Consider the following 13,751-nt stretch of genomic DNA (forward strand, 5'->3'; position numbering starts at 1 on the left):
ACTTTTTCACGCAACGAAATTATTCTTCGTTATCGTCCATATTCTCCGGCTATCTATATCTAGCAGTTGATCCACAGTTAGCTATCGATACCGCCTCCATCGAATTCGGAGATTTCTATTTTGTAACCGTTGGGGTCGAGAAAATAAACAGATCGAGAAGAATGGTATTGAATCATCTCCCCATCCGGTAGCGTTACACCATGCACTTTCAATTTCTGCACAACCGAGGAGAAATCTTCTACGATGAATCCCACATGAGTAATCTCCAGACCCGTATTTTCAATACCAGCTCGATCTGCATACTCATGCATACACAAATATAGTTTGCTTTCGTTACCCATTATTACCCAACGAACCATTCTCCTCAGACCTGCTTCCTTCTTCTTGAATCCAAACACATCCTCATAGAAGCGGATACTTTCTTCAAGGTTAGATACTTCCATTTGTATATGGTCGAATCGTGTCACCTTGATAGTGTTGATCTGTTGTACTATGGAATTCATAGCATCATCTCCTTGTGCTCTTTGGTAAGAAGGCCTTGCTCATCCCAACGCTCAAGAAAATCGCGAAAGTATTCTTTAGACGAGAGATCGTTCTTAGAAGCGACCTTGTAGCCAGACAAACCAGCCGATATATTTGTCACGTCAGCTTGTAAAACACTCTTGAAAGCATCTATTGCTGCGGTCGAGTCGCCAAGATAAGCATGACATACACCAATCATATATTCAGTTAAGGTAGCTCTGGGTAACCCAATGTGTTTAGCATTATTGTACTGTTCAAGAGCCTTTTCATATTCACTTTTTTTAATATAGACTTCGGCAAGCTCTTGATAATTGATAGACCAATGTGGGTCCAACGATATGAGTTTTAAGCCATATTGTTCAGCTGCATCGAAATTCTGACTAACATAAAGCATCTCCTTAATAGAAGACTCTAGAACAGTCTTTTTCGCAGTAGCAGCCAACACCTCCTCCAGATCATTCTGAGGTTCAAGACTTTCAGCAACGTGTTGTGCCTTCAGCATAAGTGTGCGAGTTGCAGATGGGTTACTAACGGATGCTGGAACCATAGCATAAGCACGATAAAACGATGAGAGCGCCAATTTTGCTTTAAATGTTTCACGCTCAAGTATGCTCTCGGCAACGCATCTTCCACATGCTTCAAACCATTTATAGGCAACAGGATCTATCGCTTTGGTCTTCAAGTACCAAACAATCGCTAATGAAGTTACTTCAAGTATACTTTCTTCAGAAATTTTTTCGGTCTCAATAATAGTTCTTACATTTTCAAATAAATGGGTATGATTAGCATGTATTCCCAAACGATTGTCGGCAATAAATCGCGTTATCAGATAAGTCATTCGCTGTTCAGGGTAAAGTTTTTGGCTATTAATCTCGGCCAATATCTCTTGGGACAAGCGGTATCGTGCAGTGGTGATCAAAGCTCTAGCCAAGTTCAGTTTTTGTATGTCTGGCAGGTTGGGTCTCATAGAAAGTAACCATTGTAAGGCATTACCAGGACCTTTACATGGGTATGTGAAATTTTCGACCATCGTGTAGGGAATATTGACCGTATTAGAAACCTCCTTGAGACATGAAGGTTCCAAAGCCTGAGTGATGACATATCCATTCATATCAAAATTATGATGAGTCAGCGCCAAGCAAGTCGCTTTAGACCAGATACTTTCCCTTACACCAGTTCTATTATAATACAGCGTTGCCTCAATTAAAGATTGAGATTCAGAACTCATATTTTTCTCCGGACACTTCGCTGTTTGATAGTTTCGGAAATGGCGAGCGAACGCTTTAATCGCTCGCTCTGACTTTCTACTTACAATATTCTAAATAATTTAAAAACAGAACATCGCAGGTTCGATACGCAACTCAATACTTGTAAAATTAATCATATCAGCATACTCCATTAAATTAGTATTTTATTTCTGGCATGATTATTCTGCTAACAAACATAACAGTCAGAAACAGAACATTGCCAAGATTATGCCAAACGTCACACATTACTCATAACTTCATACTCTTGGAAAAGACAAGAGTTAATTAAATATATCTACGCAGTTATTTTTATGTCAAGTTAATTGATTTCCATAATCGTTTTATTTTAAATAAAAATAAAACCATAAAATTAAAAACATCAAGAAAATACCTGCAACCAATTATTTAACAAAGGAATTTTACCAAAAATCCTATTTATAGGACACCTTTTGTCAAATTTATTTTCTTACCTCTATTGAGCTAGCTTACTGTATTTACTGAAAATATATGATCACCCAAATTTATCAAAATATAATTATATTTTCAATAAATTGATTAGGTAGATTCACATACTAAATTAACATCCTGATAATATTGCCATACATTTATTTTAAATAGTCAATAGTCTTGCTATTCTATCTCTTAAGCCATATGCAAAGCGAAGAATTTTCCCGTTTAATACATTATGTGAACTATTTATCTGTGATGTATTTCCCATTTGGAAGGAGAGAATATGCATTAAAATTATTGGAACAAAGGAATTTCACCCAAAAGAAACATAGTCACCACGGCTATATCAATGAACTTAGCCCAGAGACTTTTGAACAATCCTCATTGTGAGCGCAAGAGGTTCCAACAGTTTTGGGCATGACAACATCTGATCTTTGGAGAATTATATGACCGATACTTTACCAAATATTATTCACAAACTTTTGGATATCCCTTCTCTAGAGAAATTGGAAGTACAGAACTTTTCCTCACATAACCCACGGATCTTACTTCTATATGGTTCGAATCGTCAGCCTTCTTTTAGCCGATTACTGGTTCAAGAATCCGCACTCCTACTTGAGCAAATAGGCGCTGAAATTAAGATTTTTGATCCGTCCAGTTTACCCTTGCCGGATATTACACCCGATACCCATGAAAAAGTGGTAGAACTGCATGAGCTTATGCAATGGTCAGAAGGGCAAGTGTGGTGTTCTCCAGAATACCATGGATCGATGAGTGCAGTGTTCAAATCCCAGCTTGACTGGGTTCCCGAGCTGCACTTTACACAAGGTAAGACATTGGCCTTACTTCAGGTTAATGGCGGAGCTCAATCGTTCAACGTAGTGAACCAGTTGCGAACGGTAGGGAGATGTATGCGTATGTTCATTATCCCTAATCAATTATCGGTACCCGAAGCCTTTCTAGAGTTTGACGATACTGGCCGCATGAGGCCCTCTTCTTACTACAACCGGCTTGTGGATGTTATGGAGGAGCTCATCAAATTCACACTCCTGCTACGTGGCCGGCAGAATTACCTTTTGAATCGGTATTCAGAGCGTGACCTGTAGATAAGTAAGCTATCAAAGCGAATCAAAAACCTATTGTACTTAGATCCTGCAAACCTGTTAATGTGATCGACCTGAGATAATGGCTAAACGCTTATACATCAACTATGCTTAAGCTTCATTGATCAAAACAGGAATTCTTGTGGCCTATTACATCCAGAGTTGTGTTCACAATTGAGGAAGAGCAATGACACTAAAAACAAAGCACTCTCTTGCCGCGTTCAATTCACATTTAAGCACCACTTGGTATAAAAACAAACAATCCCTCCGAAGCTTCAAAAAGAAATGGACATCTATCCGACATGATTATACTAAGCCCCCTGTGCTCTATGGAGAATTGGAGTTCAGCGAACGAATCTGGAGTATTCCTACAATTATTAGCAACAACTGTGTAATTATCAGTTGCTATGACGGATATATATATTGCTACGATACCAAAACGTTAAAACAAAATTGGCGATTACAGACAGCTGGGCCGATTTATAGCTCCCCCGCAGTGACAACGAGAGGTGATTTCATAATCGGTGGGGAGGATGCAACGCTTAGAATGGTTTCTTCAAATGGACTCTGCCTATGGCAATTCAAAGCTAATGATGTATTCCATTCCACCCCAACATTGGATGAAAAGAACGGGCTAGTTTACGCTGGAAGCTATGATCACAGTATGTATGCGTTGAATGCAAAAAGTGGAAAACTAGTCTGGAAACGCATGTTTGAAGAAGATGTTGTAGACGATATATATAGTTCCCCCGCCCTGACAGTCGAAGGCAATATTATCTTTGGAACGAACAAGACATTAGTTTGTATAGATAAAACCGGAAATACGGTATGGGAAATTGAAAACGAAGGACGTTTTGAGGGCAGTGCAGCATTAGATTATAGCATTGAAACAGGTGTTATTGGGACCGAAGAAAACGGTCAAATCGTTGTTTTTAACTCGAGAACAGGAACCATACGCGCTATCCATGAGACCGGTGGCTTCATAGTATCATGCCCATCAGTTGGGTATGATCATATTGCAACTATAGGAAGTGATGATCGCTATATTTATGGGGTAAATTTACAGAGTACTGAAGTCATATGGAAATCCGAAGTAGGAGCGCGCTTTGTATACACTCCCTTTTCTACGCTACCTAATGGTGACCCTATATTTGTCGGTACCACTGATAACCCCACACATATTGATGAAGCTGTACATTGCTATGATCATCAACATGGAAGCCTGCGCTGGAAAATCACTGCTCCCACAGGCATACACTCAGCTCCTCTTATTACAGAGCAAGGTCAGCTTATCGTAGGTTCCCACTGGAACAGAGTCTATTTCTATAGATGGCCTGAGGTATACGAATGAACGATTATCAGCAACTAACTAACCTAATGTTTAAATGGAGCTCATTGTATGGTGCCTATGCAATCTTAAACTGGGACAAAGCCACAATGATGCCTAAAGGAAGCCATTCACTGAGAGCAGAGCAAATGTCAGTACTCAGTACTATGCAACATGAGATAATCGCAAGCCAGGAGGTAGCGGAACTTCTGGATCGCATCGACATCACCGTTCTAAATGATTGGCAAAAAGCCAACATCAGAGAAATACATCGTTTGCATATCATGGCTATCGCAACCTCCCCTGCATTAACCAGTAGGCTCACCCGAGCAGCTGTAAAATGCGAAGAGGCGTGGTATGCCCAGGCTAATGAAACAAGTCAACCGTCTCTTGAGCAAAACTTTGAGGAGCTGCTAGCGCTGACACGGGAAATGGCATCTTCCCTTGGAGAAAAACTTGGGATAAGCTCATATGATGCTTTACTAGAACAGCATCAACCAGGTCTGAGAGCTGAATCGGTCGATGCTATTTTCAGTAAAATAGAACCATTCACCTCAAGCTTGGTCGCCACAATAAAAGGTTCACCAAAACAACAAAACATCTGGCCAAGAATAAGTAAGAACCAACAAAAGAAATTTGCCAACACCTTAATGGTAAACATGGAATTTGATTTTAACACCGGAAGGCTGGATGAAAGCCGTCATCCTTTCACTGGAGGCCTAACAGGCGACATCAGGGTTTGCAGCTATTTCAAACCAGAAAACATACTTTTGAGCATTTCAGCTCTTATGCATGAGACAGGCCATGCGTCGTACGAAGCACGACTTCCAAAACAGCACCTTGGGCAACCGGTCAGTGACTCTAGGGGAATGTGTATTCATGAAAGTCTAGCTCTGCTATTCGAAAGACAGGTCGGTCACTCCGACGCCTACTTAGGATATTTGGCCAAACAGTTGGAAAATAACTTCGACCATGTTGATTATTTCAACAAGGAGCGGTTGTGTGAACACTTCAACACAATCCATACGGATGGTATCCGAGTTACAGCTGATGATTTCACCTACCCCGCACATATTCTTATACGCTATAAAATCGAAAAAGAACTACTCTCAGGCGAACTTTCTACAAAACAGCTCAAAAGCAGATGGCAAGAATTATTCGAGTTATATCTTGATATCAGCCCATCACCTCATGAAGGCCCCTGGCAAGATATCCACTGGGCTGTCGGTTATTTTGGGTACTTTCCATGCTACCTCATGGGCGCAGTTATTTCCGCGCAATTATTCAACAAAGCTCGGAAAAACCCATCAATTGAAATGGAACTCTCTAGGGGAAAGTTTAGCAGTTTACTCCAATGGTTAGACAAAAAAATCTATAGGCAAGGTTGTTACCACGAATTCGATGAACTGATAATAGCTTCCTGTGGAGTAAAACTTAGTGCAGACGATTTTATCAAAAATTTAGAGAGACGATTGAAATAGTTAAACATACTTTATAGCGACGGGGGGTCACACGCCCCGTAGCAATATAGTTGCACATGTCCTTCTTATAATGGTAATACCAATTTACTGATTCATGTATGCTACTCATGTTTTTTGTTAAAAAGAATTATCAAAATAATATTTTGGTCATCTAAAATCATCTAAAATATAAGCATTAATTAGGCTATATAAAAAACAGCAATATATTACAGAGATAACTTAGCTATTTAGGTTACTTTGGGATATTTTTGTACAGTTAAAAATATTCAGCTATGCATTGAATAGAAATCAACCAATATTTTTGGCTTATTACTCCTATTTAGTACTTGTCGATTAATAAAATTAATATAATATACCTGCCGGCTTTCTCCAGCTGACTGGAGTTCTTGAGGTACAGACAGAAAAAGCTATTTAATATAAATCAACAATGAAATTGGAAAAATACATGGATAATAAAAACCTAAGTTTTAATTCCCAAGCAATATCTGATAATCAGGAGGTATTTATTGCTGGTGGTCAGTCCCTCAGCGGGGAAAATGGGGTAAAATGGATTGGTCAGGCATGGAGTCTCGTCAAAAGTAAATTGGGTATGTGGATACTGCTTAACATTGTCTATTTAACTATTGTGTCTGTTCTCCAGCTTATTCCTCTCATTGGGCTATTTGCCGGGATTCTGAATCCAGTATTTCTTGGCGGTATTATTGTCCTGTGTGAGAAGCAAAGAACTACCGGAAAATTTGAGCTAGGACTGTTGTTCAATGGATTCCAGAAAAATTTTGCCGCGCTGCTTGGCGTTGGTGCTTTGTCATTTGGTATTATGATCCTTGGCATTATCGCAATGTTTATTATCGGCGGTAGTGCAATGATACATCTCCCATTAGCCAGCCAATATGGTGAACCCTCAGTTGAAATTCTCCAAAACAGCATGTCCTCGTTATTTCTTGGAGCCTTTGTTCTAATAATTTTCTGTATTATTACTGCTGCTTTAACCTGGTTTGCACCAGCATTAATCGTCCTCCATAATTTGAAATTTGGTGCTGCCGTATCAATGAGTTTAGAAGCCGTGAAAAAGAATTTACTGTCCGGTTTCTTATTCTTTACCATTATGGCAGTAATACTCATAATCTCCATAATCCCTTTCGGCTTAGGTCTTTTAATCTCTATGCCGTTAATTTTGGCTAGCTATTATTCATCTTACCGCAGCATTTTTATCAGTAAGGAAAAATCATCCATTTTAGTTAGCTAAAAGCTATATCTATTCTTTACCAAATCTAGCAATTTGATTTTCAGTAAATGAGTAAATAATAGAAATGTAAAAGAACACCTCCTTAAAAGGTAATGCTGTTCGGTTAAGATACCTTGAACAACTCCGTATCGTTGAAATAATTCAGAGAATCCCCCCTTCTCTGGATTATTTTATACTCCAGCAGGGGCTATTGAACTGGTTATTGAGGTACTGAACTCTCCTTTTTCCGACACGAAATTGATCTTTTGTTGAAATGGACATAACCATACGAAATCCAAAAATCAGTGGTTATATATTATTTGCTTTTTTTAAAAGCATAAATATAAGATCTTGTTTCATAAATATAAAGCTCATTGAGCTGTTCGAAACAGAGTTAAATTGAACTCTGTTGAATGATATAGAATACGACTCTTAATTCAGAAATGAGATCATGATTAAAAGTCGCAATATTGTATTCCTAAATATCCCAAGTTGTCATTCTACTTTGAATGGTAATTTATTCGTAGAATAAAGGTAACTAAGTCTATTTTTTTACTGTTTATATTAATGAGTATCTGAAATGGGGATAATCTACTATCCCCAATATCATAACACTAATGGCCCGTTATTACCCATTTCTTTGACAGCCAAGAGAAAATCAGCCCAGATATCGCGCCAAAAATATGTCCTTCCGTTGAAATATCCTCTTGCCACGGCAACAGGCCAAATACGATCCCACCGTAGTACACAAATACCAGAATCGCAAAGAAGAAATCTTTTGCTCTTCTCAGGAAAAAGGCGTTAGCCAGCAACAATCCCCACAGACCAAAAATCCATCCACTAGCACCAATATGAATAGCAGTGCGCCCAAATAACCAGACTAATGTTCCTTCCGTAAAGATAATAAACAGGCTGGCCTGCACATAATAACGAATGGAGTGTGTCATAAGTAACGCACTCAGTACTAATAATACGGGGAGATTGCTAAATAAGTTCTCCCAGTTACCATGTAGGAATGGCGACAGTGGAATGCCAATTAATCCTTGAGCATATCGGGGAATGATACCGAAATTACTTAGTGCGCTACCGGTTAAAGTATCAAGCAATTGGGTTATGATCAGTATTACTGCTAATCCTATTAGAATACGAAGGTGTTGTTTTAGCCCTATTTTCACTGGGTTGTTGCCTTATCATTCATTGGAAGTCAGAACGAATTTTGATCTCAAATAAAGGTGTTACGATCAAAGTTGACACCACCATATCCTGAAAGTTTGGAATTTAACAATTTTGAGGTGAGAGCTAAATTCGGTTTTGGCACAATAAATTTGGTTTAGTCATTAAAAAACCATATATCAAAGTGATAATTTATTAGCGTTGTGTCCTTAAAAAAGCGCCAAACTGGCGCTTTTCATTAATACAATAATAATCAGCCAATATATTCTAAACCGCCCATATATGGACGTAATACTTCTGGAATTTCAATGCGGCCATCTGCTTGCTGATAGTTTTCCATAACAGCAACCAAAGTACGGCCAACAGCCAAACCAGAACCATTCAGGGTATGAAGCAGCTGAGTCTTCTTATCGTCTTTGCCACGGAAACGCGCCTGCATACGGCGGGCCTGGAAATCCCACATGTTAGAACAGGAAGAGATTTCACGGTAAGTGTTCTGCGCCGGTAACCACACTTCCAGATCGTAAGTTTTACATGCACCAAAGCCCATATCACCCGTACACAGTAAGACCTTACGATAAGGGAGGTTAAGTAATTGCAATACTTTCTCTGCATGACCAGTCAGCTCTTCAAGCGTATTCATTGATTCGTCAGGATGAACAATCTGGACCAATTCAACCTTATCAAACTGGTGCATCCTGATCAGGCCACGGGTGTCACGGCCATAAGAACCCGCTTCTGAACGGAAGCAAGGTGTATGCGCTGTCATTTTCAGTGGTAATTCGCTTTCATCCAGAATTTCACCACGAACCAGGTTGGTTACCGGCACTTCAGCCGTCGGGATCAGTGCGTAATGGTTCGCTGTTTCCTCTTCCAAGGGCTTGGTATGGAAAAGATCTTCACCAAATTTAGGCAACTGACCTGTACCATATAAAGTGTCATGGTTAACCAGATAAGGAACGTAGGTTTCCAGATAACCATGCTGCTCGGTGTGAAGATTCAACATAAATTGCGCCAAAGCACGATGCAGACGGGCAATCTGCCCTTTCATCACCACAAAGCGCGAACCGGTCAGTTTAACGGCAGCGGCAAAATCCAGACCATTCGCCAGTTCACCTAATGAAACATGATCTTTGATTTCAAAATCATATTTACGTGGTTCACCCCAGCGACTCACTTCCAAATTGTCATTCTCGTCTTTACCTATTGGTGCAGAGTCATCTGGCATGTTAGGAATACTTAACACCAAATCGCGGATTTCAGCCTGAAGTTTTTCCAGTTCGGATTTCGCTGTATCCAACTTCTCACCTAACTGGTTCACTTCCTGACGTAACGGATCAATGTCTTCACCACGGGATTTTGCCGCACCAATAGCTTTCGATCGGGAATTACGTTCTGCTTGCAGGGTTTCAGTTTCAACTTGTAAAACTTTGCGGCGCTCTTCTTGTTTGCGCAGCGTATCCACGTCAAGGGTATAACCCCTGCGAGCCAGTTTTTCGGCGACTGCGTCTAGCTCATTACGCAGTATGTTTGGATCGAGCATGCTTGTCCTGTGCTTGTCGTTATTAAGTTAGATGATGTGAATAGACCCACAAGTTTATGGGCCATAAGATATTTTTACCCGTCAACCTTACCGCAACAGCAACATTAGCGATAGCGTTTTATCGGGCTATTTTGATCCTGTTCAGCAAGCCAGGCGAGTTTATCACCTATTTTGCCTTCTAAACCTCTGTTAGCCGGGTGATAATAGCGGGTTTCCCGCATTTCAGGCGGAAAATAAACTTCACCGGCAGCGTAAGCGTTAGGTTCGTCATGAGCATAGCGATATTCTTCACCAAGCCCCATCTCTTTCATCAATTTTGTCGGCGCATTACGCAAATGTGCAGGAACATCATAGTCAGGCTTTTCCTTTGCATCAGCCAGCGCTGCTTTAAACGCGGTATAAACAGCATTGCTTTTCGGTGCACAGGCAAGATAAACAATCGCCTGAGCAATTGCCCTTTCACCTTCCGCTGGCCCAACCCGGGTAAAACAATCCCATGCGGCAATGGCAACCTGCATTGCCCTGGGATCCGCATTGCCAACATCTTCCGAAGCAATAGCCAGTAAACGGCGGGCAACATATAACGGATCGCCACCAGCAGTAATAATCCGGGCATACCAGTAAAGCGCAGCGTCAGGCGCAGAGCCACGCACAGATTTATGTAATGCTGAAATTAAATCGTAATAACGATCACCTTTATTATCAAAACGGGCACTGCGCTCTCCACTGACTTCGTTCAATAGCTCGAGTGTCAAAACCCGTTGTCCCTGAGTATTGGTTTCTGCCATATCCGCCATCATTTCCAGCAGATTCAGTGAACGACGGGCATCACCGGAAACCAGCTCTGCAACCATGTGACGAATGTTTTCCGGCAAAACAATATCCTGACCATGATAACCACGCTCTTTATCCTTCATGGCTTGATCAAGCACTTGTTCAATCTCTTCTATCGTCAATGACTTAAGCAGATAAACACGCGCCCGTGAGAGTAATGCGGAATTCAATTCAAAAGAGGGGTTTTCTGTCGTAGCACCAATAAAGGTAATCGTGCCATCTTCGATATGTGGTAAAAAAGCATCCTGCTGGCTTTTGTTAAAACGATGTACTTCATCAACAAACAAAATAGTTCTACGCCCTGCATTCCGGTTTTGCCGCGCTTTTTCAATAGATTCACGTATCTCTTTAATACCGGAAGTGACCGCAGATATTCGTTCAATATCCGCCTGCGCATAATGTCCAATAATTTCAGCTAATGTTGTTTTCCCCGTTCCAGGCGGCCCCCATAAAATCATGGAGTGCAGTTGCCCCGCCCGAATAGCTCTTGGCAATGGTTTTCCTTCAGCCAGTAAATGCTGCTGGCCGATATATTGCTCTAATGTCACCGGCCGCATACGCGCGGCCAGTGGCTGGAATTCATTTTGTGAAAAATCGAGTGACAGGTTATTCACTTAAAACCTCACTGGCGCTGATCATCCAGCGTGACGCCTTTCGGTAACGTAAAACTGAACTTTGTCGCATCCACATGGGTATTTTGCTGCCCTTTTAATTGATAGATACTTTTTTGTCCATCCTGCTCAACAGCCGAAAATTTCTGAATAGTGCCATCAGTCGTTACAGTAATAAAAAAGCGTTTTAAATTGCCATTGATATTATTCGGTGTCAGCTCAAAATCATTCCCTTTCTGGCTGATTTTATATTGAGACCAGTCTTTAGCATCATTACGGGTAATAAGCATAAACGGCGTGTTGCCGGTGGCATCTTTCAGCCAGTTGGCTGTTACCTGCTCAACAAACGGATTATAGAACCACAACGTTTTACCATCCGATACCAGAACACTTTCATCAGGTGATGTCATATGCCAGTTAAACAAGTTTGGGCGTTTAACCCACAATTGCCCTTCACCTTCCTGAATTGTTGCACCATCATCACTGGTTACTGTTTGAGTAAAGCTGGCATGAAAACTATTTACTTTGCCCAAACGTTCCTGCAAATCCTGGCTGGCATTTGCCCATGCAGAACTGATACCCATGCCAGCCATCAAACAACCCATCAATATTAGCTTCTTCATGTAAGAAATACCTTTACTCAGCATTATTACCCGGTGTATTTATTATCGGAATTTCCCGCGTTTAAAATTAATTATCCGCGCTCATGTGGCGGTGGCGCCAATACTTCACGATTGCCATTATGGCCTGGAGCACTGACAATCTGCTGTGCTTCCATTTGCTCCACAATCCGCGCAGCACGGTTATAACCAATACGGAACTGGCGCTGTACACCAGAAATCGAAACCCGCCGTTTTTCAGTAATAAATTCAACTGCCTGATCGAACAGGGCATCCAGTTCTTCATCACTGTCAAGACCCAATCCACCTTCAGCATCATCACCACCACTGAGGATACTGTCAACGTACTCAGGACGACCACGGGCTTTCCAATCATTAACCACTTCATGAACTTCCTGATCCCGGACAAATGCACCGTGAACACGCACCGGGATAGAGGAGTTTGGTGCTAAATAAAGCATGTCCCCCATTCCCAAAAGAGATTCAGCACCGCTTTGATCAAGGATCGTTCGGGAATCAATCTTGCTGGAAACCGTAAAGGCAATACGGGTTGGAATGTTAGCTTTAATCAGGCCGGTAATAATATCGACAGATGGACGTTGGGTCGCCAGAACTAAATGAATACCGGCAGCCCGGGCTTTCTGCGCCAAGCGGGCAATCAACTCTTCTACTTTTTTGCCAACTGTCATCATCAGGTCAGCAAATTCATCTACCATAACAACAATATAAGGCTCTTTTTTCAGCACAGGATGAGTGATATCCATGCTGTCGCCAGGTTTCCAGAATGGATGAGGAATTGGACGACCCATCTCTTCCGCCTGTTTAACTTTTTCGTTATAACCAGCCAGATTACGTACACCCAACGCGGACATCAGTTTATAACGACGTTCCATTTCACTAACACACCAGCGCAGTGCATTTGCCGCGTCTTTCATATCAGTGACAACTTCAGTCAACAGATGCGGAATGCCTTTATAAACCGACAACTCCAGCATTTTCGGGTCAATCATGATAAAGCGGACATCCTCCGGTTTTGCTTTATAGAGGATGCTGAGGATCATCGCGTTGACCCCAACAGATTTACCTGAACCGGTCGTACCCGCCACCAGCAAGTGAGGCATTTTACCTAAATCAGCGACAACCGGCTGACCACCAATATCTTTACCCAATACAATTGTCAGTGGTGATGGATTATCGCGAAACTTTTCGCAATCTAATACTTCGCGCAAATAGACCGTCTGACGTTTTCTATTCGGCAATTCCAAACCGACATAAGGTTTACCTGGAATCACTTCAACAATACGCACAGCGACCGCAGATAACGAACGTGCTAAGTCTCTTGATAAGTTAGAAATTCGTGATGCTTTAACACCTGGAGCCAAATCCAGTTCAAACCGGGTAATCACCGGACCTGGCGAGAAACCAACCACATCAGCTTTAACCCGATAATCACTCAAACGCGCTTCAATTAAACGGGAAGTCTGCTCAAGAGCAAACATATCAACCGGTTCTTCTTCTGCTAAAGGGCTGGCTAACAGATCGAGCGAAGGCATTGGCGTCGTTGGTTTTGGTAACGGCTGATCATTACGAACCAGAAATGGATGAAACAAGCTAT

The 13,751-nt window shown here is 41.4% G+C and carries 11 protein-coding genes; 4 read left to right on the top strand and 7 right to left on the bottom strand.

The features are described 5' to 3' along the window. Positions 1-77: 77 nt before the first annotated feature. Both LGZ99_RS06850 and LGZ99_RS06855 read right to left on the bottom strand, forming a co-directional pair. Positions 78-503, bottom strand: a complete 426-nt coding sequence (locus LGZ99_RS06850) for a VOC family protein (protein ID WP_036838094.1) — start codon at positions 501-503, stop codon at positions 78-80. Further along, positions 500-1,750, bottom strand: a complete 1,251-nt coding sequence (locus LGZ99_RS06855; RefSeq protein ID WP_036838096.1) for a tetratricopeptide repeat protein — start codon at positions 1,748-1,750, stop codon at positions 500-502. The genes LGZ99_RS06850 and LGZ99_RS06855 overlap by 4 nt, the downstream gene beginning before the upstream one ends. Positions 1,751-2,665: 915 nt before the next feature. Between LGZ99_RS06855 and arsH the strand changes: the two genes are divergently transcribed. The 4 genes from arsH (at position 2,666) to LGZ99_RS06875 (ending at position 7,376) form a co-directional block, all read left to right on the top strand. Beyond that, positions 2,666-3,325, top strand: a complete 660-nt coding sequence (gene arsH, locus LGZ99_RS06860) for an arsenical resistance protein ArsH (RefSeq protein WP_036838155.1) — start codon at positions 2,666-2,668, stop codon at positions 3,323-3,325. 184 nt (positions 3,326-3,509) lie between these two features. Then, positions 3,510-4,673: an outer membrane protein assembly factor BamB family protein gene (locus LGZ99_RS06865; protein WP_036838099.1), complete on the top strand. Its 1,164-nt coding sequence runs from the start codon at positions 3,510-3,512 to the stop codon at positions 4,671-4,673. Then, the gene (locus LGZ99_RS06870; RefSeq protein ID WP_036838101.1) at positions 4,670-6,130 is read left to right on the top strand and encodes a carboxypeptidase M32; all 1,461 of its coding nucleotides are present in this window, start codon (positions 4,670-4,672) and stop codon (positions 6,128-6,130) included. Before LGZ99_RS06865 ends, LGZ99_RS06870 begins: the two co-directional genes overlap by 4 nt. Before the next feature lie 445 nt (positions 6,131-6,575). Beyond that, positions 6,576-7,376, top strand: a complete 801-nt coding sequence (locus LGZ99_RS06875) for a BPSS1780 family membrane protein (protein WP_036838104.1) — start codon at positions 6,576-6,578, stop codon at positions 7,374-7,376. Between the two features lie 593 nt (positions 7,377-7,969). On the opposite strand, the gene LGZ99_RS06880 is transcribed toward LGZ99_RS06875, so the two are convergent. The 5 genes from LGZ99_RS06880 to LGZ99_RS06900 all read right to left on the bottom strand — a co-directional run. Next, complete coding sequence (locus LGZ99_RS06880) at positions 7,970-8,530, bottom strand: rhomboid family intramembrane serine protease (protein WP_036838106.1); 561 nt, start codon at positions 8,528-8,530, stop codon at positions 7,970-7,972. Positions 8,531-8,781: 251 nt separating this feature from the next. Continuing rightward, on the bottom strand, positions 8,782-10,071 hold the full coding sequence (gene serS / locus LGZ99_RS06885) for a serine--tRNA ligase (protein WP_021325210.1): 1,290 nt from the start codon (positions 10,069-10,071) through the stop codon (positions 8,782-8,784). A 104-nt stretch (positions 10,072-10,175) separates the two neighbouring features. Further along, a complete protein-coding gene (locus LGZ99_RS06890) occupies positions 10,176-11,519 on the bottom strand; it encodes a replication-associated recombination protein A (protein WP_262978974.1) in 1,344 nt (447 codons plus the stop codon). An 8-nt stretch (positions 11,520-11,527) separates the two neighbouring features. Continuing rightward, positions 11,528-12,139: an outer membrane lipoprotein periplasmic chaperone LolA gene (lolA, locus tag LGZ99_RS06895; RefSeq protein WP_031280830.1), complete on the bottom strand. Its 612-nt coding sequence runs from the start codon at positions 12,137-12,139 to the stop codon at positions 11,528-11,530. Between the two features lie 71 nt (positions 12,140-12,210). Next, the coding region (locus LGZ99_RS06900) for a DNA translocase FtsK (protein ID WP_262978975.1) at positions 12,211-13,751 on the bottom strand (1,541 nt) is incomplete at its 5' end.

Origin of the sequence: Photorhabdus temperata, from assembly GCF_025384845.1 — a bacterium.
Classification (GTDB): Bacteria; Pseudomonadota; Gammaproteobacteria; order Enterobacterales; family Enterobacteriaceae; genus Photorhabdus; species Photorhabdus temperata.

Coding starts and splice junctions, on each gene's coding strand:
- LGZ99_RS06855 (WP_036838096.1), bottom strand. CDS start 1,750: ATGAGTTCTGAATCTCAATCTTTAATTGAGGCAACGCTGTATTATAAT.
- LGZ99_RS06850 (WP_036838094.1), bottom strand. CDS start 503: ATGAATTCCATAGTACAACAGATCAACACTATCAAGGTGACACGATTC.
- lolA (WP_031280830.1), bottom strand. CDS start 12,139: ATGAAGAAGCTAATATTGATGGGTTGTTTGATGGCTGGCATGGGTATC.
- serS (WP_021325210.1), bottom strand. CDS start 10,071: ATGCTCGATCCAAACATACTGCGTAATGAGCTAGACGCAGTCGCCGAA.
- LGZ99_RS06875 (WP_036838104.1), top strand. CDS start 6,576: ATGGATAATAAAAACCTAAGTTTTAATTCCCAAGCAATATCTGATAAT.
- LGZ99_RS06865 (WP_036838099.1), top strand. CDS start 3,510: ATGACACTAAAAACAAAGCACTCTCTTGCCGCGTTCAATTCACATTTA.
- arsH (WP_036838155.1), top strand. CDS start 2,666: ATGACCGATACTTTACCAAATATTATTCACAAACTTTTGGATATCCCT.
- LGZ99_RS06870 (WP_036838101.1), top strand. CDS start 4,670: ATGAACGATTATCAGCAACTAACTAACCTAATGTTTAAATGGAGCTCA.